Below are 23,402 nucleotides of genomic sequence, written 5' to 3'. Positions count from 1 at the left end.
ATGGCATGCGCGAAGCCGACGAGCAGGGCTTCCGTGAGTTCGCGGTCGAGCACGCGGCGTCGTTGCGGCGCACCGCGTACCTGTTCTGCGGCGACTGGCACATGGCCGAGGACCTGATGCAGGCCAGCCTGCTCAAGCTCTACCAGGCGTGGCACCGGATCCAGTGGCGCGACACCGCGTCCGGGTACGCGCGCAAGGTGCTGCTGCGCACGTGGCTGGACGAGAAGCGCAGGCCGTGGCGGAGGGTGGAGCAGCGCGACGGCGAGGTGCCCGACGTGGCGGACGCGCGGGCCGACCCGGAGCGGGCGGGCGAGCAGCTGTGGGCGCGCGACCTGGTGCACGCGGCCCTGCTGCGGGTGCCGCCGCGGCAGCGGGCCGCGCTCGTGCTGCGGTACTTCGAGGACCTGTCGGTCAGCGAGGTCGCGGTGGCGATGGGCTGCACCGAGGGCACGGTGAAGAGCCAGACGGCGCGCGGGCTCGTGGCGCTGCGCACGGCCGTGGAGGAGCTGGAGCGGGGGGCGGTGGTGGCGTCGTGAGCGAGGCCGAGCTGCGCGAGGGCCTGAAGGCCGCCGTCGGGGACGAGCCGCCGCTGCGCTTCGACCCGGAGGAGCTGATCCGCCGCGGCCGCCGCGAGCGCAAGCGGCGGCGCGCGCTGGTGGCGGTGGCCGCGGTCACCCTGGCCGCCACCGGCACGGTGCTGTCCCTGCCCGGCCTGCTGGCCCCGCGGCCGGTGGTCGAGGTGGCGGTGGGCCCGGTGCTGACCACCGAGCCGTCGGCGGCCGTGCTCACGACGGTCACGCCCGCGACCCCGCCGACCCCCGTCGACACGAAGCTCCTGGCCTACTACCTGGAGGGCAGGTTCGGGGCGGTCGTGCCGGACGTGAAGGTCGTCGGCGCCGAGTTCACCGACGCCAGCGGCATGGGGAGCCGGACGCAGTACCTCGCCGGCTACCTGGTGTTCATCGACGCCGAGGGCCCGACCGGGGCGAGCGTGGAGATCAGCACCCCGCCGAGGCTGTTCACCCGCGACGAGTTCTGCCGGGACGCCGGGTGCGCCGCGCCGCGCCGGCTGGCCGACGGCAGCACCGTGGAGTTCACCACGGACTCCGCGGGGCGCGACGGGACGGTCGTGCACTCGGCCGCGCACTTCCGCACCGACGGCTCCGCGGTGCGGATCAGCTGCTACAACTACGACCCCGCGCAGGGCCCCACGCCCACGCGCGACACCGTGTCGCTCACCGACGACGAGCTGGTGGCGCTGGCCACCGACCCGGGGCTCACCGCGGGGTGACGTCCCCGCCGGCCGGGGCCGGGCACCGGCGAAATATGCTGGTCACGTGACGGTCAAGCCCCGCATCTCCAACGTCCTCGCCGGTCGCTACGCCTCCACCGAGCTGGCCACGCTGTGGTCCGCGGAGCACAAGGTCGTGCTGGAGCGGCAGCTGTGGCTCGCGGTGCTGCGGGCGCAGGCCGAGCTGGGCATCGACGTGCCCGAGCGGGCCGTGGCCGACTACGAGCGGGTCGTCGACCAGGTCGACCTGGCCTCCATCGCCGAGCGCGAGCGCGTCACCCGGCACGACGTGAAGGCGCGCATCGAGGAGTTCAACGCCCTCGCCGGCCACGAGCACGTGCACAAGGGCATGACCTCGCGCGACCTCACCGAGAACGTCGAGCAGCTCCAGGTCCTGCGGTCCCTGGAGCACGTGCGCGCCAAGACCGCCGCCGTCCTGGCCCGGCTCGCGCGCCGCGCCGCCGAGCACGCCGACCTCGTCATGGCGGGCCGCTCGCACAACGTCGCCGCCCAGGCCACCACGCTGGGCAAGCGCTTCGCCACCGCCGCCGACGAGCTGCTGGTCGCGTTCCGGCGGCTCGACGAGCTGATCGCGCGCTACCCGCTGCGCGGCGTCAAGGGCCCGGTCGGCACCGCCCAGGACATGCTCGACCTGCTCGGCGGCGACCGCGACAGGCTGGTCGCGCTGGAGCGCGCCGTGGCCGGGCACCTGGGGTTCGAGCGGGTGCTGACCAGCGTCGGCCAGGTCTACCCGCGCTCGCTCGACTTCGACGTGGTCTCGTGCCTGGTGCAGCTGGCGGCGGCGCCCTCGTCGCTGGCCAGGACCATCCGGCTGATGGCCGGCCACGAGCTGGTGACCGAGGGCTTCAAGCCCGGCCAGGTGGGCTCCAGCGCGATGCCGCACAAGATGAACACCCGGTCGTGCGAGCGGGTCAACGGCTTCGCGGTCATCCTGCGCGGCCACCTGTCGATGGTCGGCGAGCTGGCGGGCGACCAGTGGAACGAGGGCGACGTGTCGTGCTCGGTGGTGCGGCGGGTCGCGCTGCCGGACGCGTTCTTCGCCCTGGACGGGCTGCTGGAGACGTTCCTGACCGTGCTGGACGAGTTCGGCGCGTACCCGGCGGTGGTGGCCCGCGAGCTGGACCGCTACCTGCCGTTCCTGGCCACCACGAAGGTGCTGATGGCGGCGGTGCGGGCGGGCGTCGGGCGGGAGACGGCGCACGAGGTGATCAAGGAGCACGCGGTCGCCGTGGCGCTGGCCATGCGCGAGGAGGGGCAGGCGGGCAACGACCTGCTGGACCGCTTCGCCGCCGACCCGCGCCTGCCGCTGGACCGGGCGGCCCTCGACGCCCTGCTGGCCGACCGCCTGTCCTTCACCGGCGTGGCGGAGGAGCAGGTCGCCGCCGTGGTCCGGCAGGTGGAGGAAGTGCTGGCCGACTACCCGGCCGCCGCCGGCTACGCCCCCGAACCGATCCTCTGACCCCGTCCGAACAATGTCGGTCCGTTACCGGGATCGACTTGCGTCCTACACCGCCTTGTCGACCGTGGCGGGCGCTTGGGCCCGTTTCTTGCGGGCAGTGGTGCGTCCGCCAAGGCCGAGTAAGATGTCGGAATTCGTTGCCGCGTTCTTGAGGAGTTGGTCGACTATCTTGCTGACTGCCCGGTCGTGCGCCTCCGCGCTCAACTTCCCCGAGAGTCGTTCGGCGGCCAGCAGGTAGCTGTTGACCAGTGGTTGACCGAAAAAGAAGTTGAGCTGGTTCAGTGTGCGGTTGTAGGTGGATATGAACGTCGCGCCGAGATAGGCGGACAGTCCGGTTCCCAGTGCGGCGAGTGCGCCCACGACGATGCGAGTGATGCCGTCCTGCAACTGTACGATCATGACTCCGCCGAACAGCAGGACGGCTAAGCAGGCGGCCATCGCGAACTGGGTGTTGCGGTACGCGCTTGCCGCTTGCCGGGTCGTCATGGCGTGATACTGGATTATCAGCCTCTGGTTGCTGTTGACAATTCCCTCGTAGCGGGAGAGGTCCTCTCCCTCCTCGGATTTATTGGTCGACGCTTGTGGTCTGCCCCGGTGTGCGGTTGCCCGGTACGAGATGATGAAGGGGAATAGCAGTGACAGGGCAACCAGCGAAAAACCCGTCCAAGTCGCAGGTGTGCGCTCCAACCCGAAGCGCTCATGCTGGTGGTAGATGAACAAGCCGCCGCACAAGGCGACCAGGGCGACTGCCAGCGCGAGTCTGGTCCTCGCCCGCGTGTCTCCGATCCGATCGCCAATCTCGTAGCCTTCGAGGTGAAGTTCGGGTATGGAGACAAGAGGGCTGAAGTAGGCCGTGTCGGAGCCTTCGGGTGGGATCGGTGTACCGTCAATCGTGGAACGGTCTGCCTGGTGGCCCTGACTGCCTGGTTGCTGCACTTCTGATCGCACTCGGCTACTTCTTGTCTTGCGGGTTGATCTCGAGTGGCTTGACGTGTCCGGTCACTCCCGGTGCGGCGCGGGGCGGTTCCTCCGAGTCGCCTTGAAGTTGAGTTTGTTCACCGTCGATCTCGAAGGTGTACTCAACCAGGGCGTGATCTTCGCCAATTCGACCGACAACTCGCCGGTCCACTCCGCGTAACCTCAGCACGAAGTCGAAGAGGGACATGGTCATGCCCTCCTGCGCCGGTGCTCTTCGACGTACTTCTCGATCTGTAGTGCACGTACGAGGTATCTGCCGTTGGGGCTGTTCTCCACTAAGGCGACCAGTTTTCCCTGTGCTAAACCTTGGACGACTTGGCGATAAACCATGGCGGCGACTTGTCGACAGTCGTCGTCGGTCAGACCGGGGTAAACTTCCTTCAGGGCCGACTCGATGTTCGGCACCAGTTCTGCTGACAATTTTTTCCCCGTTGTGGTTGCTGAAGAAAAGCGGCATTCGCGGATCTTGACGGGTGGTCGGTGGGGGCATCGGTGCATGAGAAATTCTGAAGAAGTATGGCAGTGCTGCCCGGGGATGCCGATGTCTCATTGTTGATATGTTCGGGTGAAGATGATGGCGTGGTTCACCCGTCGGAGATCGGCTTGGGTGAAGATTTAACTTGCCGATGCGTCCGGAAGTGTATTCCTGCTCTGGCGGAAGAGTGTAGTTCGAGCATGTCTGTAACATTGTCGACCGGTTGAAATTTCGACCGGTTCGTGCGCTTTCGTGCAGACGCCGGTGAGCCGGACGTTCGGACCCGGTGGGATCGGGGCGGGGTCAGCCGGTTCGGACCCAGCGGAGGCGTTCGCGGCGGCCGCCCGGTTCGCACACCAGTCGGCGGCCGGCCGGGTCGACGGCCTGGTCACCGCGCTCGTCGCAGGGGAAGCCCTCGAACGCGACCTGGTCGATCCGCGGCGGCTCCGTGGTGGTCACCTCGGTCGGCTGCGGCGGTGGCGGGGCGGGCTGGACCGGTGCGGGCGGCGGCGGCGGGGGTGGGGGCTCGGTCGTCGTGACCACCTCGGTGGTCGGGGTGGTGGGCCTGGGCTGGACCGAGATGTTCGCGACCGCCGGTACCGAGGTCACGGGCGCGGAGCTGGAGATCGTCGGCACGACGACCGGCTCCGGCGCGGCCGACGGCTTGCCGCACGCGCCCGTGAGCAGCAGGGCGGCCAGGCCGGTCGCCGCGGCTGGGACGCTCAACGCCTTCCGGTGCACCACGCCAAGCAGCGTAGGGGGCTCCCGGCCGGTAGCCCAAGTGGCCTCGTGCCGGCGGCCCAACGACGCACACCCTGAGTGGTCCACGAGGGTGCCCGGCCCGCCGGCGGCGGTGATCCGCCGGGGCTCAGAGCCTGCCGGCGTCGATGATCCGGCGCAGGAACTGCCGGGTGCGCGGGTGCTCCGGCTCGCCCAGCACCTGCTCGGGCGGTCCGGACTCGACGAGCCGGCCGCCGTCGAGGAACACCACCCGGTCGGCCACCTGCCGGGCGAAGCCCATCTCGTGGGTCGCCATCAGGATGGTCCGGCCCTGCCCCGCCAGCTCCCTGACCAGCGACAGCACCTCGCCCACCAGCTCCGGGTCCAGGGCGCTGGTGATCTCGTCCAGCAGCAGCAGCCGCGGCACGTACGCCAGCGCCCGCGCGATCGCGACCCGCTGCTGCTGCCCGCCGGACAGCTGCTCGGGGTAGCCGCCCGCCCGGTCGGCCAGCCCGACCCGACCCAGCAGCTCCAGCGCCCGCCGCTCGGCCTCGACCCGCGGCACCCCGTGCACCACGCGCGGCGCCAGGGTGATGTTGTCCAGCACGGTCATGTGCGGGAACAGGTTGAACGCCTGGAACACGATGCCCATGCCGCGCCGCGCCACGTCGGCGTCCACCCGCGGGTCGGACACGTCCACGCCGTCGAGCAGCACCCGGCCGTCGTCCAGCTCCTCCAGCAGGTTGACGCACCGCAGCAGGGTCGACTTGCCCGACCCCGACGACCCGATCAGCGCCACCACCTCGTGCTCGCGCACGTCCAGGCTGACGCCGTCGAGCACCGTGCGGCCCCCGTAGCGCTTGACCAGCCCGCGCACCGAGAGCACCGGCTCGGTCATGGAACCCCCCACCTCATCGGCCGCCCCGCCGGCGGTCGACCCGCCTGCCGAGCGCGTCCGCGCACCGCGCCGTGGGCACCGCGAGCAGCACGAACAGCAGCCCCGCCACCACGTACGGGGTGAAGTTGAACGACCGCGCCTGCTCGATCTGCGCCGCCCGCACCGCGTCCACCGCGCCCAGCACGGAGATCAGCCCGCAGTCCTTCTGCAGCGCCACGAAGTCGTTGAGCAGCGCGGGCATGACCCGCCGCACCGCCTGCGGCAGCACCACCAGCCGCATGGTCTTGCGCGGGCCCAGGCCCAGCGACCGGGCCGCCGCCACCTGCGACGGGTGCACCGACTCGATGCCGGCGCGGAACACCTCCGCCACGTACGCGGTGTAGGCCAGCACCAGCGCCACCCCGCCCAGCACCACCGGGTCGTTGGGCACGCCGGTCAGCCGCAGCGCGGGCAGGCCGAAGCCGACCAGGTACAGCAGGATGATCAGCGGCAGGCCGCGGAACAGGTCGACGTACGCCGTGGCCAGCGCCCGCAGCGGGAACCACACCGGGCCGCGCAGCGTGCGCAGCGCCGCCACGCCCAGCGCCAGCACCAGGATCGCCGCACCGCACACCACCAGCACCCGGAGGTTGAGCCACAGGCCCTCCAGCACCGCGGGCAGCGAGCGCCAGGCGATCTCGGGGTCGAAGAACGACCGCCGCACGCGCGGCCAGCCGGGTGCCCCGGTCACGGTCACCCAGGCGAGCACCGCGAAGACCGCGGTCGAGATCAGGGCGACCAGGGTGGACCGCCGCGCGCGGGAACGCCGGTAGGCGAGGCGCTCCCGCTGCAGCTCGCTGATCACTTCAGCTCGGGGGCCGCGCCCGCCGAGGACAGCCACTCCTGCTCGATCTTCGCCAGCGCGCCGTCGGCGCGCAGGCTCCCCACCGCGGTGGACACGCACGCGGTCAGCGGGCTGCCCTTGTCCAGCACGACGCCGAACTGCTCGGGCTTGCCGTCACCGGGCGGGACCTGGCCGAGGATCACGCCGTCCTCCAGCTCCGCGGAGGTGATGTAGAACGCGGTCGGCAGGTCCACCACCAGCGCGTCGATCTGCCCGGCGCGCAGCGCGGCCTTGGCGTCGTCGTTGGTGTTGTAGACCGCCACGTCCTGCTCGGGCTGCAGCCGCTGGGCCGCGTCCAGGCTGGTGGTGCCGACCTGCGCGCCGATCTTGACCCGCTTCAGCTCGGCGAGCGTCTTCGCCGGCGCGGCCTTGGACGACTTCAGCGTGACCACGGCCTGGTCCACGTCGTAGTACGGCGCGGAGAAGTCGACGGCCTGCTTGCGCTCCTCGGTGATGGAGAACTCGGTGAGGTTCGCGTCGTAGGTCTTCTTGCCGGGCTGGATGGCGGCGTTGAACGGCACCCGCGTCCACACCACGTCCTCGCGCGCGTAGCCCAGCTCCTCGGCCAGGGCGTAGGCGACCGCCGACTCGAAGCCCTTGCCGTTGGTCGGGTCGTCGTCGACGTACCACGGCTCGTAGACCGGCTGGTCCGTGCCGAACGTGATCTTGCCGGGCGTGAGCGTCGCCAGGTTCTCCTTCTTGCAGTCGACGCCGTCGACCTGGTTGGAGGGCGGTGCGGTCTCGTCCGCGGGTGCGCAGGCGACCGCCACCGCGAGGGCGGTGGTGACGGCCAGTACCAGTCCGGGTGCACGCATGGGGGAAATCTTGCCGCAGGTGGGAAGGGGTGCCCACGGAGCGGGACAAGTAGGCTTCGGCCGTGCCCAAGCTCGCTGACTACCGGCAGGTCGCCGCAGGCAAGGTCCGCCACGTCCACGAGGTGGACGACGAACTGCTGCTGCTCGTGGCGTCCGACCGGATCTCCGCCTTCGACCACGTGCTCAGCACCGAGATCCCCGACAAGGGGCGCGTGCTGACCGCGATGAGCGTGTTCTGGTTCGAGCGGTTCGCGGACCTGGTGCCGAACCACCTGGTGGCGTGGGACGACCCGCGCATCCCGGGCGAGGTGCGCGGCCGGGCGCTGTTGGTGCGCAAGTTGGAGATGGTGCAGGTCGAGTGCGTGGCGCGCGGCTACCTGACCGGGTCCGGCATGGCCGAGTACCGGCAGGGCGGCGCGGTGTGCGGGGTCGAGCTGCCGGCCGGGCTGGTCGAGGCTTCGGAGCTGGTGCCGCCGATCTTCACCCCGGCGACCAAGGCCCCGGTCGGCGAGCACGACGAGAACGTGTCGTTCGCGCAGGTCGAGGCGCAGGTCGGGGCCGAGCTGGCCGGGCGGCTGCGGGACGCGACGCTCGCGGTGTACGGGGCGGCGCGGGAGTTCGCGCGGTCGCGCGGGGTGGTCCTGGCGGACACCAAGTTCGAGTTCGGCCTGGACCCGTCCGGCACGCTGGTGCTGGGCGACGAGGTGCTCACGCCCGACTCGTCCCGCTACTGGCCCGCCGACTCCTACGAGCCGGGGCGGGTGCAGCCGTCGTTCGACAAGCAGTACGTCCGCGACTGGCTGACCTCGGCCGACTCCGGCTGGGACCGGGCCTCCGACACCCCGCCGCCCCCGCTGCCGGACGACGTGGTGGCCGCCACCCGCGCCCGCTACGTCGAGGCTTACGAGCGGATCACCGGCCGGTCGTTCGCCGACTGGCCGGCGCCCGAGTAGCGGGCACGGGCCCGGCCGCCGGATCGGCGGCCGGGTGGGTTGGTGGCGGGGAGCCGGCGGCCGGGGTGGTCGAGCGGCCGGGGGGCGGCCCGGCCACAGTTCGCCGGATGCGCATCGGCCCGTCACCCCGCGGCCAAGCGGGCGACACGCCGGTGCTGCGCACTGGGTGCCATGAGCGCCCACCTGGTGGTCTCGCTGTCCGGCATCGCACCCGCCACGCTCGACCGGTGCGCCGAACTGGCCCGGGAGCTCGACCGGCGGCACGTGCCGCTGTCGCTGCTGCTGGCGCCGCGCAAGGCGCCCGGACCGGCCCTGACCTGGGTCCGCGACCGCGTCGCCGCCGGTGACGCGCTGCTCCTGCACGGCTTCGACCACGCGCCCGACCCGGCGTGCCGGGGCGGTTCACCGCGCCGGCGGGCCGAGTTCGCCGCCCTGCCCGCGCACGAGGCCGGCCTGCGGCTGGTGGCCGCGCGGGCGGCGCTGGCCCGGTTGGGCCTGCACACGGACCTGTTCGCGCCACCGCGCTGGCTGGCCTCGCCCGGCACGCTGGTCGCGCTGCGCAGGCACCGGTTCGCGGTGTGCGCGGACATGGCGGGCGTGCGCGACCTGCGCACCGGCGCCGTGGTCGCGGGCCGGGTGCGCACGGCCACCGACCACTGGAGCCACCTGGCGGCCGTCGGCCGGGCGGCCCGGCGCGGCGGCCTGGTGCGGCTCGGCGCGGACGCGGCGTCACTGGACCGGGTGGGCCCGGCGCTGCTGGAGGCCGTCGACCTGGTCCTGCACCGCGGCGCCGAGCCGGTCACCTACAGCTCGATCCCCTCGCCGCGCGGCAGCACGACCACCTCGACGCCCTCCGGCGCGGTGCCGGCCAGGACGCGGTAGAAGATCTCCGTCCGGGCCAGGACCGCCTCGTGGACGGGCACGGCCTTGCGCGGCGAGACCGCGGCCAGGAAGTCGGCCGCCTCGGAGACCTTCAGCCACGGCGCGGCGGTCGGCAGCGCCAGCACGTCCACGCGCTGCTCCGGGACGGTCAGCGAGTCGCCCGGGTGGTAGAACGCGCCGTGGTCGACCAGGTAGCCCACGTTCGCGGGCAGCGGCAGCTTCGGGTGGATGACCTCGTGCGGCGCGTCGAGCACGTGGACGGTCGCACCCGCGACCTCCAGCACGGCGCCGGGCTCGACGCGGTCGGCGCCGTCGAGGTCGAAGGGGGCGAACAGCCGGGCCCCCGGGTTGGCCTCGCGCAGCGCGGGCAGCCGCTCGGCGTCGAGGTGGTCGGGGTGCTCGTGCGTGACCAGGATCGCGTCGAGGCCGGCGACCTGCTCGAAGCCGCTGGAGAACGTGCCCGGGTCGAACAGCAGGCGTGCGCCGCCGGTGTCGACGAGCAGGCATGAATGTCCGAAATGGACGATTTCCATGGTGGGTGCTCCTCTCGACCCACCGTTCTACCCCGGCTCAGCCCACCGCGCGCAGCAGCTCCTGCTCGACCTCCGGCGGCAGGCCCGCGCGGCGGGCGCGGTCCAGGCCCAGCTCGCGCTCGTGGTCGAGGGTGTCGCGCGCGGTCTCGGCGGTCGGGCGGGGCCGCAGGCCGGCGGCGAGCGCGGGGCCCGCGTCGCGGAACATCAGCGCCCGGTGGGTGGCGGGCAGCCACAGCGGCAGCGAGCGCGGCCCCGCCCACGGCGTGACCTCGTGCCGCTGGAGGACCTGCTCGGGCACGCGGACCAGCTCGGTGCCCGGCGGCGCGACCGCGCCCGCGACCTCGCCCAGCACGAGCGCCAGCGGGTTGGCCGGGCCGACCGCGTCGAAGGTGCCGGTGACCCGCTGCTCGGCGGCGTCCACCACCCAGGCGGCCAGGTCGCGCACGTCGACGTGCTGCGCGGGCTGGTCGGGGGTGTCCGGGACGACGACCCGGCCGCCCCGGGACAGCCGGTTGGCCCAGTAGCCGAAGCGGTCGCTCTTGTCGCCGGGGCCGGTGATCAGGCCCGCGCGGACGATGAACGCGTCGTCGCCGCGGGCGTCGCGCACGGCGTTCTCGCTGGCCACCTTGATCGCGCCGTAGCGGTCGGGCGACATGGGGGCGGTCGGGTCGTCCTCCAGCGGGGCGAGCGTGCGGGTGCTGCCCGGCGTGGCGTGGTCGGCGTAGGCGGAGCAGCTGGAGACGAACGTCCAGTGGTCGGCGCCGACCGATGCCAGCGCGTCCCGGACCCAGGTGACCGACATGGTGGCCACGTCCACCACCGCGTCGAAGTGCTCGCCGACCAGCGGGCCGAGGCCGGTGTTGCGGTCGACGGGCACGTGGGCCGCGCCGGCCGGCACGGCGCCGGACCGGCCGCGGGCCGCGCACACGACCTCGTGGCCGCGCCGCACCGCCTCGGCCGCCGTCGCCCTGCCGAGGAAGACCGTGCCGCCCAGCACCAGGATGCGCATGGGCCCCACAGTAAGGCCGGTCGGGCGGGCCATCGGTGGGTACGCCGAGGGCGAACAGGCGAACGCACGTTCGGGTGGAACCGCTCCAGGTCGACCGGACGGGTGCCGATGCACGGCCGTGGCCGTGCACGCTTTCGTCGACGAGTCCCGTCGCAACGACACGTACTACCTGGGGGCCGCGCTGGTGGACCCCGGTGTGCTGGTACCCCTCCGCTCCCTGCTCCGCGGTCTGCTGCTGCCCGGCCAGAGGGAGTTGCACTTCCAGCGGGAGACGCCCCAACGGCGCAGGCTGGTCCTGTCGCGGCTGGTGGATTCCGGCGTCCGGGTGGACGTCTACCGGGCGAACTGCCGCAAGAGCGAGGAGTGGGCCCGGCGCACCTGCCTGGAGCGGCTGGTCAACGACCTGCTCGACCTGAGGGCCGCTCGGCTGGTGCTCGACAGCCGCACCGGTCGCGACCACCACGACGTGCGGACCATCCGCGACGTGCTGGGCAGGCGACCGAGCGAGTCCGGCTTGTCCTACGAGCACTTCGACAGCACGGGCGATCCGCTGCTGTGGCTCGCGGACCTCGCCGTGTGGAGCCACGGCGCCGGTGGCGACTGGGGGCGGCGGGTGCTGCCCCTGATCGGCTCGGTGGTTCGGCTGGACTGGCCGTAGAAAGCGCGAAACGCGGCCGCCGACCGTCCGGACGGGTGCCGCGCTCACTTCCTCGGCCTACGGGGCCTTGGCGAGATCGACCCTAGCAGGGCTCGTCCGAACTTGTCCCTTCACGATCGGGTGAACTCCGGTGAACCTGTGCCCCCCGCCACGTGTGAACTCGATGAACACCCAGGTCAGGTAGGCTTCCCGGGTACCGCCAGCCCTCCTACCTTGGAGCAGCCTGTCGTGGCCCGAGTCGTCGTCGACGTCATGCCGAAGCCCGAAATCCTCGACCCCCAAGGACAGGCGGTGGCCAACGCCCTGCCGCGCCTCGGGTTCGATGGCATCACCAGTGTCCGCCAGGGCAAGCACTTCGAGCTGGAGGTCGCCGACGACGTCGACGACGCCACGCTCGCCAAGATCGCCGAGACGTTCCTCGCCAACCCCGTGATCGAGGACTGGGTCGTGAGGCGGGTCGAGGCATGAGGGTCGGGGTCATCACCTTCCCCGGCACGCTGGACGACGTCGACGCCGCGCGCGCGGTGCGGTACGCGGGCGCCGAGGCGGTCGGCCTGTGGCACGCCGAGCGCGACCTCAGGGGCGTCGACGCGGTCATCGTGCCCGGTGGCTTCTCCTACGGCGACTACCTGCGCTGCGGCGCCATCGCCCGGTTCGCGCCGGTGATGGAGGAGGTCGTGGACGCGGCGAAGAAGGGCATGCCGGTCCTGGGCATCTGCAACGGCTTCCAGATCCTCTGCGAGGCCCACCTGCTGCCCGGCGCGCTGGTCCGCAACTCCAAGCTGCACTTCGTGTGCCGCGACCAGTGGCTCCGGGTCGAGAACAACGGGACCGCCTGGACCACCCGGTACGACCGGGGCGCCGAGATCCTCGTGCCGCTCAAGTCCGGCGAGGGCGGCTACCAGGCCGACCGGCGGACCCTCGACGAGCTGGAGGGCGAGGGCCGCGTGGTGTTCCGGTACGTCGGCGAGAACCCCAACGGCTCGCGCAACGACATCGCGGGCATCACCAGCGCCAACGGCCGCGTCGTCGGCCTGATGCCGCACCCGGAGCACGCGATCGACGCGCTCACCGGCCCGACCGACGACGGCCTCGGCATGTTCCTGTCCCTGGTGGACTCGGTGGTGACCGCATGAGCGTCGACACCGTCGGGAACGCCGAGAGCACGCCCGACCAGGAGCAGCCCTACAAGGAGCTGGGCCTCAAGGACGACGAGTACGCCCGCATCAGGGAGATCCTGGGCCGCCGCCCCACGGACGCCGAGCTGGCCATGTACTCGGTGATGTGGAGCGAGCACTGCTCCTACAAGTCGTCCAAGGTGCACCTGAAGTACTTCTCCGAGACCACCACCGACGAGATGCGCGCGAACATGCTCGCGGGCATCGGCGAGAACGCGGGCGTGGTGGACGTCGGCGACGGCTGGGCGGTCACGTTCAAGGCCGAGAGCCACAACCACCCGTCCTACGTCGAGCCGTACCAGGGCGCGGCCACGGGCGTCGGCGGCATCGTGCGCGACATCCTGGCCATGGGCGCCCGCCCGCTGGCCGTGATGGACCCGCTGCGGTTCGGCCCGGCCGACGCGCCGGACACGCGCCGCGTGCTGCCGGGGATCGTCGCGGGCGTCGGCGGCTACGGCAACTGCCTGGGCCTGCCCAACATCGGCGGCGAGGTCGTGTTCGACGCGACCTACGCGGGCAACCCGCTGGTCAACGCCCTGTGCGTGGGCGCGATGCGGGTCGAGGACCTGCACCTGGCGCACGCGTCGGGCACGGGCAACAAGGTCGTGCTGTTCGGCGCCCGCACGGGCCTGGACGGCATCGGCGGCGTGTCGGTGCTGGCCAGCGAGACGTTCGACGACACCGCGGGCAAGCGCAAGAAGCTGCCGAGCGTGCAGGTGGGCGACCCGTTCACCGAGAAGGTGCTGATCGAGTGCTGCCTGGAGCTGTTCGCGCAGCGCGTGGTGGTCGGCATCCAGGACCTGGGCGGCGCGGGCCTGGCGTGCGCGACCTCGGAGCTGGCCAGCGCCGGTGACGGGGGCATGCGCGTGCACCTGGAGCGGGTGCCGCTGCGCGCGTCCGGCATGACCCCGGCGGAGATCCTGTCCAGCGAGTCGCAGGAGCGCATGTGCGCGGTCGTGCGGCCGGAGGACATGGACGCGTTCATGGCGGTCTGCCGCAAGTGGGACGTCATCGCCACCGAGATCGGCGAGGTCACCGAGGGCGACCGGCTGGTCATCACCTGGCACGACGAGGTCGTGGTGGACGTCCCGCCGCGCACGGTCGCGCACGAGGGCCCGGTCTACCACCGGCCGGTCGAGCGGCCCGCCGACCAGGACGAGCTCCAGGCCGACACCCCCGACCGCCTGCCGCGGCCGGCGAGGGAGGAGCTGCTGGAGCTGGTCAAGACCATGGCCGCGTCGCCGAACCTGGCGTCGAAGCGGTGGGTGACCCAGCAGTACGACCGGTACGTGCGCGGCGGCACGGTGCTCGCCCAGCCGTCCGACTCGGGCATGATCCGCATCGACGAGTCGACGCACCGGGGCGTGGCGCTGGCCACCGACTGCAACGGCCGCTACACCCGGCTCGACCCGTACGCGGGCGCGCAGCTGGCGCTGGCCGAGGCGTACCGCAACGTCGCCACTTCGGGCGCCACGCCGGTCGCGGTCACCAACTGCCTGAACTTCGGCTCGCCGGAGGACCCGGCGGTGATGTGGCAGTTCGAGCAGGCCGTGAAGGGCCTCGCCGACGGCTGCGTCGCGCTGGGCATCCCGGTGACCGGCGGCAACGTCAGCTTCTACAACCAGACCGGTGCCACGGCGATCCTGCCGACGCCGGTGGTGGGCGTGCTGGGCGTGATCGACGACGTCCGCCGCCGCATCCCGACCGGGATCGGCGCGGAGGCCGGCGAGACCTTGCTGCTGCTCGGCGAGACCCGCGACGAGTTCGGCGGGTCGGAGTGGGCGCACGTGGTGCACGGCCACCTGGGCGGCCTGCCGCCGAAGGTGGACCTGGCGCGGGAGAAGCTGCTGGCCGAGGTGCTGGTGGCGGGTTCGCGCGACGGCATGCTGTCGGCCGCGCACGACCTGTCCGACGGCGGGCTGGCGCAGGCGCTGGTGGAGACGTGCCTGATCGGCGAGGTGGGCGCCCGGGTGTTCCTGGAGGGCGACCTGTTCACCGAGCTGTTCAGCGAGTCCACCGCCCGCGTGCTGGTGGCCGTGCCGCGCACGGAGGAGCTGCGGTTCACCGACATGTGCACCGCGCGCGGCCTGCCGTGGCGCAAGGTCGGCGTGGTGGACCCGGAGTCCGGGGCGCTGGAGGTCCAGGACCTGGGCAGCCTGCCGCTGGCCGAGCTGCGCGAGGCGTGGGAGGGGACCCTCCCGGCGCTGTTCGACTGATCGGGCGGCGGTGGTCGGCCGGGTGCGCGGAGCACCCGGCCGGCCACCGCTCCCTCAGCCGAGGGACAGCGCCTGCAGCCGGTCGTAGGCGCCGTTGAACAGGTTCTGGTCGATCGGTGACGACGAGTACTGCCAGAACGTGTGGAACGGCCACGCGTACGGCAGCGTGCCGACCGCCGACGAGTAGCGCGCCACCCACAGCGGGTTGGTGGAGCTGAAGTCGCCGTTCACGCACTGGCTCCACCAGCTGGTCGAGGTGTAGATGACCGGCCAGCGGCCCGTGCGCGCCTGGTAGCGGTCGCTGAACGCCTTGATCCACGCGGTCATGCCCGACGCGGACAGGCCGTAGCAGGTCGAGCCGTACGGGTTGTACTCCATGTCCAGCGCGCCCGGCAGGGTCCTGCCGTCGCGGGACCAGCCGCCGCCGTGGTCGACGAAGAAGTCGGCCTGGGCGGCGCCGCCGGAGCGGTCGGGCAGCGCGAAGTGGTACGCGCCGCGGATCATGCCGATGTTGTAGGAACCGTTGTACTGCTGGGTGAAGTACGGGTTGGTGTAGGTGGTGCTCTCGGTCGCCTTGACGTAGGCGAACCGCTTGCCCTGGCCCCACCAGTAGGACCAGTCGACGTTGCCCTGGTGACCGCTGACGTCGATGCCGTACACGACGGCCTGGGCGCTCGGGTCCGCGTTGATCACGACGCGCTGCGGCTCACCCTCGTGCTTGCGGATCTGCGAGCCCATCGCGTGGTCCTCGGCGGGCGCGGCCTGCGCCGGTAGTCCGGGCAGGACCAGGCCCACGCAGGCCAGCAGGGCCGCGGCGGAGCGGGCGAAGGTTCTCATGGGAACTCCTCGAGCCAGTGCAGGGGGTTGACTCGTTGGGCAGTGTGATGCACGCCCTAACCGGATGGCCATAGTCTTCGTGAATTGGTCACGAATGGAGCAGTCCGGGGCCGCTCGACCCCGGACCGCCGACGCACCGATCGTCTTCCCGTTCGCCCGGTCCCGCCATTCGAAGATCACCACGACCGGGTGTCGATCACCCGGTGGTGGTGGTCACCCGTCCAGCCGGCGCAGCTCCTCCGCGGACAGCTCCAGCTCGGCCGCGGCCGCCGAGTCGGTGATGCTGGCGGGCCGCGACGCGCCCGGGATCGGCACCACCTGCGGCGCCTTGGCGAGCATCCACGCCAGGCAGACCCGCTGCGGGCTCACCCCGTGCGCGGCGCCGACCTCGGCGAACGCGGCGAACCGCGAGCCCAGGTCCGCGGCCGACGCGATGCCGCCCAGCGGGCTCCACGGCAGGAACGCGATGTCGAGCTCCGCGCACAGCTCCAGCTCCGGGTCGCTGGAGCGGAACGCGGGCGAGAACTGGTTCTGCACGCTCGCCAGCCGCCCGCCCAGCACCTCGTTGGCCTCGCGGATCTGCGCCGGGTTGAAGTTGGACACGCCGGCGAGCCTGATCTTGCCCTCGTCGAGCAGCTCGGCCAGCGCGCCGACGGACTCGGCGGTCGGCACCTCCGGGTCGGGCCGGTGGAACTGGTAGAGGTCGATCGCGTCCACGCCGAGCCGGCGCAGCGACCCCTCGCAGGCCGCCTTCAGGTACTCCGGGCGCCCGTTGACGGCCCAGCCGCCGCTGGGCGTGCGGGTGTGGCCGCCCTTGGTGGCGACCAGGACGCCGGTCACCCCCTTGAGCGCTTCGGCGATCAGCTCCTCGTTGTGCCCGAAGTCGCTGTCGTCGGCGGAGTAGGCGTCGGCCGTGTCGATCAGGGTCACGCCCCGCTCGACCGCGGTGCGGATGGTCTCGATCGCCTGGTCGCGAGCAGGTCGGCCGGCCAGCGACATGGGCATGGCGCCCAGGCCGATGGCGCTCACCTCGACTCCACCGATGCGGCGGGTCAGCATTGGGCTACCTCCGTGTTGGTCTTGTGCGCCTCCAAGCTTGGGCCGGGAGCACCAAGTCGTCCAACCGGCGACCGCGTCAGCCCCGCCGGGCGTGGTCCCCGGGCTTCCCCTCGCCGGTCAGCGGCCACCCGGTGGGGTCGTTGCGGAACGCCGTGCCGCCCAGCACCTCCAGCTCGCCGACCAGCCGGTCCGGCGGTTCGGCGGTGAAGTGCAGGAACGTGCCGGCGGTCGCGTCGGACAGGTCCAGCTCCCGCGCGAAGGCGACGTCCTGGAACGAGATGCCGCCGAGGAACCTCCCCTCGCGGAAGTCCGCCCGTCCGTGGAACGTGCCGCCGGAGAACAGCGCGGGCTGGGCCAGCTCGACCCCCCGGAAGTTGGTGATGCCGTAGAACCGGGCGCGCCGGGCCACGAACCGGCCGAACCGGCGGCCCTCCAGCCGGAAGTGCACGAGCTTCGCCGCGGTCAGGTCGACCTGGTAGCGGGTCTCGTCCGGGTCCTCGCCCCACGGCAGCAGGTCGGTGATCAGCCGCTGCGCGGTCATCCGCACGGTCATCTCCCGGTCCTGCTCGGGGGTGACCTCCGGGGTGACCTTCCGGGTTGCCTCCTCCGGGGAGTCGACGCCCTCCTCGACGACCACGCCGAAGTACGCCTGGTCCGGGTCCTCGGGCTTCGCGTCCAGCGCCGCGTGCTCGAAGGGCCGCCGCAGGTAGGCGCACAGCACGTTCAGCACGGTCTGCTTGTACCGCCGGTGCGTGCCCGCCAGGTTGGCCAGCACGTACATCGCGCCCACCCGCACCTGCTCGGCCTCGTTGCCCAGCAGCTCCACGGCCTTGGCGAACCGCTCGTCGGCGGTCTTCTCGCTCTCCAGCTCGTGCCGCGCCTCCTCCACCCGCCGCCGCCGGTCGTTGAGCCACAACGCGTACAGCGCGACGACCGCGCCACCGGCCAGCCCGCCGGTCCTGACCGCCTCCGCCTTGGGCTGCCTGGGGTCGACCAGCAGCAGCACCGCCGTGGTCGCCACCGTCACCAGCACCGCGACGACCAGGCTCGCCGCCAGCAGCCACCGCCCGCGCCCCATCAGTTGCGCACCAGGCCCCTCGGGTCGACGACCCAGCCGTCGGGCAGCAGGTTCCCGTGCCCGACCGACACCTGCGCGCCGGTCAGCAGGGCGTCGGGCGGCCCGGCCAGGCGCAGGTCGACACCCCCGGTGAACCTGACGTGCCGGAAGTCGACCGGTCGGGCGAACTCGGTTCCCTCGAAGGTGGTGAACCCGGTGAAGGTGGCCTCGGCGAACTTGTTCGGCCCGAGGAACCGGGTGCGGGACAGGTCGGTGCGGCCGCGGGCGGTGAACCGGCTGAACCAGCCCTTGTCGTGGAAGGTCATGTCGTGCAGGTAGAGGCGCCCGGGGCTGCGCGCGTCGGTGAACCACGCGCCGCCGTGCACGGTCGTGTGGTGGAACGAGTTCGACTGGTGCAGGCGCGCGGCGCGCAGCAGGAGGTCGTTGACCTGGCGGTGGGAGATGTCGAAGTACTCCAGGTAGGCCCTGGTCAGGTCGAGGTCGTAGCGCGGCGCGCCGGGCGCGTCGTCGCGGGGCAGCAGGTCGGCGATCAGCCGCTGGGCGGTGAGCCGGACCTCGAACTCGCGCTCGTCGGGCCCCCGTGCCCCCGCCGTGGTGCCGTCGTCCACCCGGAACGGCCGCCGCAGGTAGGCGCACAGCACGTCGAGCACGGTCTGGGTGTACTCGGCCCGGGACCGCGCCAGGCCGGCCAGGGCGTGCATCGCGCCCACCCGCACCTGCTCGGCGTCGTGCCCGAGCAGTTCGACCGATCGGGCGAACCTCTCGTCGGCGACCCGCGACCGGTCGTGTTCGGCCCGCGCGGTCTCCAGGTCCTGCCGCGCGCCCTCCAGCACGTGCCGCGCGTCGTCGACCTGCCGGCGGCGGTCGTTGAGCCACAGCGCGTAGAGGGCCACGACCGACCCGCCGGCCAGGCCGCCGGTCTTGATCGCCTCGTGCTCGGGCGCACCGGGGTCCACCGCGAACAACCAGCCGGCGACCAGCAGGAACGCCCCGATCGACCCGATCAGCGTCGGCCCGAGCAGGCTCTTGCGCCGCCGGTGCTGCCACAGCAGCAGCAAGGCGGCCACCACCACGACGACCGCGCCCGCGATCCACAGGTAACCCACAAGTGCGTCATTCTTCCCGGTGATCGGGATCGCGGGACCCGTTCGGAAGTTCGGCACAAGATGACGGTGTGCTAACTCACCGGATTGGCCCATGATGTGTGGGTCACCGCGACGGTGTGACACCGGGTACCTGGCGAGGAGAGTGCGTGGACATCGTGGAGCGGCCGAACTGGGCGCCGGGCGACATCGACCTGAGCCGCCCGAGCATCGCGCGCGTCTACGACTACTGGCTGGGCGGTGCGCACAACTTCGCCGTCGACCGCGCGGTCGCGGACAAGGTCCTCAACGACGTCCCGATGGTCAAGGGCATCGTGCTCAACCACCGGGCGTTCCTGCGCCGCGCCGTGCGCTACCTGCTGGACCGGGGCATCCGCCAGTTCCTCGACCTGGGCTCGGGCATCCCGACCGTGGGCAACGTGCACGAGATCGCCCAGGCCACGACCCCTCCGCGCGCGTGGTGTACGTGGACATCGACGCCGTCGCGGTCGCGCACAGCCGGGCCATCCTGACCGGGAACGAGCTGGTCGGCGTGCTGCAGGCCGACGTGCGCGACCCGGCCTCGGTGCTGGGCTCGCCCGAGGCGCGCCGGCTGCTCGACTTCGACCGGCCGATCGGCGTGCTGATGGTCGCGCTGCTGCACTTCTTCCCGGACTCCGAGGACCCGCACGGCATGGTGGCCGACTACCGGGACGCCCTCCCGCCGGGCAGCCACCTGGCCGTCTCGCACGCCGGCTACGAGGAAGGCGAGTGGGACCCGGCCTGGGACGACGCCAAGGGCGTGTACGACCGGGGCGTCAGCACGATGGTGTGGCGCCGCAAGCAGGACGTGGAAGCCCTGCTGAAGGGGTTCGAGCTGGTCGAGCCGGGGGTGGAGCGGCTGCCGCTGTGGCGGCCGGAGTCGCCGGACGACGTGGACGAGAACGCCACCACGTTCCTCGGGTTCGGCGCGGTGGGGCGGAAGCCGTAGATGGGCGAGGGGCGCGTGACCCGTGCGGTGCACCCCGGTCGGCCGATCTGTCGACCGGGCGCGGGGCGCGCCCGTATCCTTCGAGGTGTGGCGGTAGGCCGGCGGACATGACGGAACAGGTTGACCATCGGGTGGCAGCACCGGGCCGATCGAACCTCGACCCCGCCGTACAGGCCGGGGCGGAGTCCTTCGCGCGGACCTGGGCCACCGCGGTCATCGGCAGCAGCTACGTCCCCATGACGCGGGCCGAGGTGGCCGAGCACCTGCAGGCGCTCACCGAGGTGCTGGTGCACGCGCTGCACGCCGGCCCGTTCCGCACCGCGCCGGGCTACGAGATCGGCGCGCGCCTGGTGGAGGCGCACTTCACCGGCACCGACACGCTCGGCCGGACCGTGCAGCTGCTCGGCGACGACCTGCTCACCGAGCTGGGCATCCCGGCCGACGAGCTGATGCGCTCGCGCCTGGCGGCGCTGCAGGGCGCGCTGGCCGCCGGCTACGCCCGCGCGCTGCGGGAGCGGACGCTGGCCGAGCAGGAGGCGATCCGCGCGGCCGTGCTGGACGCCCGCGACCAGGCCGAGGCCGCGCTGCGCGCGTCCGAGGCGCGGTTCCGCGCGATGTTCACCGAGGCCGCGATCGGCATCGGTATCGCCGACATCGAGGGCCGCATCCTGGACGTGAACCAGGCGTTGCAGGACATGCTGGGGTTCAGCGTCGACGAGATGCGGCAGTACAACATCCGCGACCTGATGCACCCGGAGGACGGCGGCGGCGTCTGGCGGCTCTACGACCAGCTCGTCGCGGGCGAGTGCGACCACTACCGGGCGGAGAAGCGGTTCCGCCGGGCCGACGGCGAGCAGGTGTGGACGCACCTGACCCTGTCGCTGGTGCGCGACGACCACGGCGAGCCGCAGTACCAGGTGGCGATGATCGAGGACGTCACCGACCGGCACCTGCTGCAGAACCGGCTGCGCTACCAGGCGCTGCACGACCCGCTGACCGGCCTGCCCAACCGGGCGCTGTTCCTGGAGCGGCTGGGCCGGGTGTTCAACAACCGCAACAGCCGCCGCGCCGGCCTGTGCTACCTGGACCTGGACGGGTTCAAGGTGATCAACGACAGCCTCGGCCACGACATCGGCGACCAGCTGCTGGTCGAGGTCGGGCGCCGGCTGGACCTGTCGGTGTCCGGCGAGGGCAAGCTGGTGGCCCGCATGGGCGGCGACGAGTTCGTGATCCTGGTCGAGGGCTCGCGCGACACCCGGGACATCGTCGCGGTGGCCGACCGGGTGCTGCGGGAGCTGGAGTCCCCGATCCGCATCGGCGGGCACGAGCTGACCGTGTCGGCGTCGATCGGCATCGTCGAGCGCGCCCTGTCCGGCACCACCGCGGCCGACCTGATGCGGGACGCGGACATCACGCTGTACTGGGCCAAGGCGGACGGCAAGTCGCGCTGGGCGCTCTACGACCCGGAGCGCAACGCCAAGGAGGTCGCCCGGTTCACCCTGTCCGCGACCATGCCCGCGGCGCTGGAGCGCGACGAGTTCTACGTGGACTACCAGCCGCTGGTGCGGCTGGAGGACAGCACCGTGGTGGGCGTGGAGGCCCTGGTCCGCTGGCAGCACCCGGAGTTCGGGCGGCTGGCGCCGGACCGGTTCATCGAGCTGGCCGAGGAGACGGGCCTGATCGTCCCGCTGGGCCGCTGGGTGCTGCGCAAGGCGTGCGAGCAGGGCCGGCGCTGGTTCGGCGAGTTCGGCGACAACGCGCCGTTCGTGTCGGTGAACCTGGCGGTGCGGCAGTCGCGGGACCCGGAGCTGGTGCGGGACGTGAAGCGGATCCTGGACGAGAGCGGGCTGCCGCCGCACCACCTGCAGCTGGAGCTGACCGAGAGCGCCATCATGGGCACCGCCGACGAGCCGCTGGAGGCGTTGCGGGCGCTGTCGGAGATGGGCGTGCGGATCGCGATCGACGACTTCGGCACGGGCTACTCGAACCTGGCCTACCTCAAGCACCTGCCCGTGCACGAGCTGAAGATCGCGGGTTCGTTCATGGAGGGGCTGCGGGCCGCCGACGAGGAGGACGCGGTGGACGCGCAGATCGTCTCCACCCTGGTCCAGCTCGCGCACGCGCTGCGGCTCGGCGTGACCGCGGAGGGCGTGGAGACGCCGGCGCAGGCCAAGCGCCTGCACCGCATCGGCTGCGACACCGGCCAGGGCTGGTTCTTCGCCAAGCCCATGCGGCCGGAGGAGATCGACGAGCTGCTGCGCCGGCCCTGAACCCCGCTCAGGTCAGGTCGACGACGACCTTGACGTCGTCGGGCTCCCGGTCCAGCGCCTCGGCGAACCGGTCCAGCGGCACGCGCCGCGTGATCAGCCCGTCCAGCCACGGCCGGCTCGCCCGCGACAGCGCCTCGGCCGCCTCCAGGTAGTCGGGCAGGCCCGCGTTGACCGTGCCGACGACGACCCTGTTGCCCATGACGATCCCGTCGAACACCGACGGGTCCAGCGGCACCGGGTCGTGCTCGCCCGACAGGCCCGCGAGCACGGTCACCGACGCCCGGCGGACGCAGTCCCAGACCAGCGGCGGGTGGCCGGTGCACTCGATCGCCACGTCGACGTCGCCGGGCACCCGGTCGAGGTCGGTGTGGTACCGCGCGCCCAGGGCCGTCACCAGGTCCGGCTTGGGCCCGTCGGCGACCCGGTCCACCACGTGCACGGACAGGCCGCGCTGCACGCCCAGCAGCGCCGCGAGCAGGCCGATCGGCCCGGCGCCGGTGACCAGGGCGGTGCGCACCGGCACGTGCGAGCGCCCGGCCTCGGCCGCCGCCCGGGTCCACGCCTTGGCCACCACGGACGCCGGCTCGGTGAGCACGCCCGCGTCGCCCAGCGCCGGGTCCAGCCTGATGGCGTAGCGGGGCGGCACGGTCCAGCGCTGCAGGCCGTACCCGTCGAGCTCCTTGATGCCGCGCTCGGTGTACCGGCCGTTGCGGCAGAAGTCCCACGCGCCGACCGCGCACGCCGGGCACGGCTCGGGGTCCGGCCGGCGCACCACGCCCGCGACCAGGTCGCCCGGCGCGAAGTCCGGCGTCGGGCTGCTCAGCACCCGCCCCAGGGACTCGTGGAACGGCACGATGGCGTCGCGGCCCGGCGGCACCGTGCCGAACCCGTCGCGGACGATCTCCACGTCCGTGCCGCACACGCCCGCCAGCAGCCCCTCGACCAGCAGCTCACCCGGCCGCTCCGCGACCTCGCGGTCGACCACCCGGCTCGCGTCGGGCCGTCCCGGCACGACCTCGGCTGCCCTCACCCGTTCGCCACCCACGCCACGAGCTTCCCCGACCCGGGCCGAAAACTCCACTTTGGACTCCGCAGCGCGCGTGTTTGACCACCCGC

General features: G+C 72.4%; 24 protein-coding genes and 1 pseudogene. 11 read left to right on the top strand and 14 right to left on the bottom strand.

Annotated features, from left to right (window positions below):
• Positions 1 to 5 precede the first annotated feature (5 nt).
• Genes EKG83_RS45595 through purB form a run of 3 tightly spaced genes read left to right on the top strand, consistent with a single transcriptional unit; the run spans position 6 to position 2,771 of the window.
• Positions 6 to 536 (top strand): RNA polymerase sigma factor, encoded by a 531-nt coding sequence (locus EKG83_RS45595; RefSeq protein ID WP_033428356.1) that lies wholly within the window; start codon positions 6 to 8, stop codon positions 534 to 536.
• Positions 533 to 1,291: a hypothetical protein gene (locus EKG83_RS45590; RefSeq protein ID WP_033428357.1), complete on the top strand. Its 759-nt coding sequence runs from the start codon at positions 533 to 535 to the stop codon at positions 1,289 to 1,291. The genes EKG83_RS45595 and EKG83_RS45590 overlap by 4 nt, the downstream gene beginning before the upstream one ends.
• A 46-nt stretch (positions 1,292 to 1,337) precedes the next feature.
• Positions 1,338 to 2,771, top strand: coding sequence for an adenylosuccinate lyase (gene purB / locus EKG83_RS45585; RefSeq protein ID WP_033428358.1), 1,434 nt, complete (start codon positions 1,338 to 1,340; stop codon positions 2,769 to 2,771).
• Between the two features lie 45 nt (positions 2,772 to 2,816).
• Here purB and EKG83_RS45580 read toward each other — a convergent pair whose 3' ends face one another.
• The 7 genes from EKG83_RS45580 to EKG83_RS45550 form a co-directional block, all read right to left on the bottom strand.
• On the bottom strand, positions 2,817 to 3,719 hold the full coding sequence (locus EKG83_RS45580) for a TRADD-N-associated membrane domain-containing protein (protein ID WP_153278826.1): 903 nt from the start codon (positions 3,717 to 3,719) through the stop codon (positions 2,817 to 2,819).
• 4 nt (positions 3,720 to 3,723) lie between these two features.
• Positions 3,724 to 3,942 (bottom strand): hypothetical protein, encoded by a 219-nt coding sequence (locus tag EKG83_RS45575; RefSeq protein WP_153278825.1) that lies wholly within the window; start codon positions 3,940 to 3,942, stop codon positions 3,724 to 3,726.
• The gene (locus tag EKG83_RS45570; RefSeq protein ID WP_153278824.1) at positions 3,939 to 4,154 is read right to left on the bottom strand and encodes a hypothetical protein; all 216 of its coding nucleotides are present in this window, start codon (positions 4,152 to 4,154) and stop codon (positions 3,939 to 3,941) included. The genes EKG83_RS45575 and EKG83_RS45570 overlap by 4 nt, the downstream gene beginning before the upstream one ends.
• Positions 4,155 to 4,527: 373 nt before the next feature.
• Positions 4,528 to 4,968 (bottom strand): hypothetical protein, encoded by a 441-nt coding sequence (locus tag EKG83_RS45565; RefSeq protein WP_033428360.1) that lies wholly within the window; start codon positions 4,966 to 4,968, stop codon positions 4,528 to 4,530.
• Positions 4,969 to 5,092: 124 nt separating this feature from the next.
• On the bottom strand, positions 5,093 to 5,842 hold the full coding sequence (locus EKG83_RS45560) for an amino acid ABC transporter ATP-binding protein (RefSeq protein ID WP_033428361.1): 750 nt from the start codon (positions 5,840 to 5,842) through the stop codon (positions 5,093 to 5,095).
• A 13-nt stretch (positions 5,843 to 5,855) separates the two neighbouring features.
• Positions 5,856 to 6,686: an amino acid ABC transporter permease gene (locus EKG83_RS45555; RefSeq protein ID WP_228122446.1), complete on the bottom strand. Its 831-nt coding sequence runs from the start codon at positions 6,684 to 6,686 to the stop codon at positions 5,856 to 5,858.
• Positions 6,683 to 7,540, bottom strand: a complete 858-nt coding sequence (locus tag EKG83_RS45550; protein ID WP_051764609.1) for an ABC transporter substrate-binding protein — start codon at positions 7,538 to 7,540, stop codon at positions 6,683 to 6,685. Before EKG83_RS45550 ends, EKG83_RS45555 begins: the two co-directional genes overlap by 4 nt.
• 62 nt (positions 7,541 to 7,602) lie before the next feature.
• Here EKG83_RS45550 and EKG83_RS45545 point away from each other — a divergent pair, with 62 nt between their 5' ends.
• Positions 7,603 to 8,493: a phosphoribosylaminoimidazolesuccinocarboxamide synthase gene (locus tag EKG83_RS45545; protein WP_033428364.1), complete on the top strand. Its 891-nt coding sequence runs from the start codon at positions 7,603 to 7,605 to the stop codon at positions 8,491 to 8,493.
• Positions 8,494 to 8,664: 171 nt separating this feature from the next.
• Entirely contained in the window at positions 8,665 to 9,375 is a 711-nt protein-coding gene (locus EKG83_RS45540; RefSeq protein WP_051764610.1) for a DUF2334 domain-containing protein, read from the top strand.
• On the opposite strand, the gene EKG83_RS45535 is transcribed toward EKG83_RS45540, so the two are convergent.
• Entirely contained in the window at positions 9,297 to 9,908 is a 612-nt protein-coding gene (locus EKG83_RS45535; RefSeq protein WP_033428365.1) for an MBL fold metallo-hydrolase, read from the bottom strand. The two genes, EKG83_RS45540 and EKG83_RS45535, sit on opposite strands and share 79 nt — an antisense overlap.
• A gap of 37 nt (positions 9,909 to 9,945) precedes the next feature.
• On the bottom strand, positions 9,946 to 10,917 hold the full coding sequence (locus tag EKG83_RS45530; RefSeq protein ID WP_033428366.1) for an NAD-dependent epimerase/dehydratase family protein: 972 nt from the start codon (positions 10,915 to 10,917) through the stop codon (positions 9,946 to 9,948).
• 124 nt (positions 10,918 to 11,041) lie between these two features.
• On the opposite strand from EKG83_RS45530, the gene EKG83_RS45525 reads away from it, so the two are divergent.
• The 4 genes from EKG83_RS45525 (at position 11,042) to purL (ending at position 14,969) form a co-directional block, all read left to right on the top strand.
• Positions 11,042 to 11,575, top strand: a complete 534-nt coding sequence (locus EKG83_RS45525) for a hypothetical protein (RefSeq protein WP_228122445.1) — start codon at positions 11,042 to 11,044, stop codon at positions 11,573 to 11,575.
• Positions 11,576 to 11,803: 228 nt separating this feature from the next.
• Positions 11,804 to 12,043: a phosphoribosylformylglycinamidine synthase subunit PurS gene (gene purS / locus EKG83_RS45520; protein ID WP_033428368.1), complete on the top strand. Its 240-nt coding sequence runs from the start codon at positions 11,804 to 11,806 to the stop codon at positions 12,041 to 12,043.
• Positions 12,040 to 12,711: a phosphoribosylformylglycinamidine synthase subunit PurQ gene (gene purQ, locus EKG83_RS45515; RefSeq protein WP_033428369.1), complete on the top strand. Its 672-nt coding sequence runs from the start codon at positions 12,040 to 12,042 to the stop codon at positions 12,709 to 12,711. The genes purS and purQ overlap by 4 nt, the downstream gene beginning before the upstream one ends.
• Positions 12,708 to 14,969: a phosphoribosylformylglycinamidine synthase subunit PurL gene (gene purL, locus EKG83_RS45510; RefSeq protein ID WP_033428370.1), complete on the top strand. Its 2,262-nt coding sequence runs from the start codon at positions 12,708 to 12,710 to the stop codon at positions 14,967 to 14,969. The genes purQ and purL overlap by 4 nt, the downstream gene beginning before the upstream one ends.
• Positions 14,970 to 15,023: 54 nt before the next feature.
• Here purL and EKG83_RS45505 read toward each other — a convergent pair whose 3' ends face one another.
• The 4 genes from EKG83_RS45505 to EKG83_RS45490 form a co-directional block, all read right to left on the bottom strand.
• A complete protein-coding gene (locus EKG83_RS45505) occupies positions 15,024 to 15,806 on the bottom strand; it encodes a lysozyme (RefSeq protein ID WP_033428371.1) in 783 nt (260 codons plus the stop codon).
• 213 nt (positions 15,807 to 16,019) lie between these two features.
• Positions 16,020 to 16,835 carry an aldo/keto reductase gene (locus EKG83_RS45500; RefSeq protein WP_228122444.1) on the bottom strand — a complete coding sequence of 272 codons (816 nt, stop codon included), beginning with the start codon at positions 16,833 to 16,835 and terminating at the stop codon, positions 16,020 to 16,022.
• A 106-nt stretch (positions 16,836 to 16,941) separates the two neighbouring features.
• Complete coding sequence (locus EKG83_RS45495) at positions 16,942 to 17,943, bottom strand: pentapeptide repeat-containing protein (protein ID WP_051764611.1); 1,002 nt, start codon at positions 17,941 to 17,943, stop codon at positions 16,942 to 16,944.
• The gene (locus EKG83_RS45490) at positions 17,943 to 19,049 is read right to left on the bottom strand and encodes a pentapeptide repeat-containing protein (RefSeq protein WP_228122443.1); all 1,107 of its coding nucleotides are present in this window, start codon (positions 19,047 to 19,049) and stop codon (positions 17,943 to 17,945) included. The genes EKG83_RS45495 and EKG83_RS45490 overlap by 1 nt, the downstream gene beginning before the upstream one ends.
• A 98-nt stretch (positions 19,050 to 19,147) precedes the next feature.
• Here EKG83_RS45490 and EKG83_RS49955 point away from each other — a divergent pair.
• Together EKG83_RS49955 and EKG83_RS45480 are read left to right on the top strand one after the other, a co-directional pair.
• Positions 19,148 to 20,016, top strand: a pseudogene (locus EKG83_RS49955) (SAM-dependent methyltransferase).
• Between the two features lie 107 nt (positions 20,017 to 20,123).
• Positions 20,124 to 22,286: a putative bifunctional diguanylate cyclase/phosphodiesterase gene (locus EKG83_RS45480; RefSeq protein ID WP_194282978.1), complete on the top strand. Its 2,163-nt coding sequence runs from the start codon at positions 20,124 to 20,126 to the stop codon at positions 22,284 to 22,286.
• Between the two features lie 7 nt (positions 22,287 to 22,293).
• On the opposite strand, the gene EKG83_RS45475 is transcribed toward EKG83_RS45480, so the two are convergent.
• On the bottom strand, positions 22,294 to 23,316 hold the full coding sequence (locus EKG83_RS45475; protein WP_033428728.1) for a glucose 1-dehydrogenase: 1,023 nt from the start codon (positions 23,314 to 23,316) through the stop codon (positions 22,294 to 22,296).
• Positions 23,317 to 23,402 lie beyond the last annotated feature (86 nt).

Source organism: Saccharothrix syringae (genome assembly GCF_009498035.1).
In the GTDB taxonomy this organism is placed as follows: domain Bacteria; phylum Actinomycetota; class Actinomycetes; order Mycobacteriales; family Pseudonocardiaceae; genus Actinosynnema; species Actinosynnema syringae.
This window is presented reverse-complemented; position numbering and strand designations above follow the sequence as displayed.

Excerpts from the sequence above, each read along its gene's own strand:
- purQ (WP_033428369.1), top strand. The coding sequence starts at position 12,040 with ATGAGGGTCGGGGTCATCACCTTCCCCGGCACGCTGGACGACGTCGAC.
- EKG83_RS45480 (WP_194282978.1), top strand. The coding sequence starts at position 20,124 with ATGACGGAACAGGTTGACCATCGGGTGGCAGCACCGGGCCGATCGAAC.
- EKG83_RS45530 (WP_033428366.1), bottom strand. The coding sequence starts at position 10,917 with ATGCGCATCCTGGTGCTGGGCGGCACGGTCTTCCTCGGCAGGGCGACG.
- EKG83_RS45535 (WP_033428365.1), bottom strand. The coding sequence starts at position 9,908 with ATGGAAATCGTCCATTTCGGACATTCATGCCTGCTCGTCGACACCGGC.
- EKG83_RS45575 (WP_153278825.1), bottom strand. The coding sequence starts at position 3,942 with ATGACCATGTCCCTCTTCGACTTCGTGCTGAGGTTACGCGGAGTGGAC.
- EKG83_RS45540 (WP_051764610.1), top strand. The coding sequence starts at position 8,665 with ATGAGCGCCCACCTGGTGGTCTCGCTGTCCGGCATCGCACCCGCCACG.
- EKG83_RS45595 (WP_033428356.1), top strand. The coding sequence starts at position 6 with ATGCGCGAAGCCGACGAGCAGGGCTTCCGTGAGTTCGCGGTCGAGCAC.
- EKG83_RS45560 (WP_033428361.1), bottom strand. The coding sequence starts at position 5,842 with ATGACCGAGCCGGTGCTCTCGGTGCGCGGGCTGGTCAAGCGCTACGGG.
- EKG83_RS45505 (WP_033428371.1), bottom strand. The coding sequence starts at position 15,806 with ATGAGAACCTTCGCCCGCTCCGCCGCGGCCCTGCTGGCCTGCGTGGGC.
- EKG83_RS45550 (WP_051764609.1), bottom strand. The coding sequence starts at position 7,540 with ATGCGTGCACCCGGACTGGTACTGGCCGTCACCACCGCCCTCGCGGTG.
- purL (WP_033428370.1), top strand. The coding sequence starts at position 12,708 with ATGAGCGTCGACACCGTCGGGAACGCCGAGAGCACGCCCGACCAGGAG.
- EKG83_RS45495 (WP_051764611.1), bottom strand. The coding sequence starts at position 17,943 with ATGGGGCGCGGGCGGTGGCTGCTGGCGGCGAGCCTGGTCGTCGCGGTG.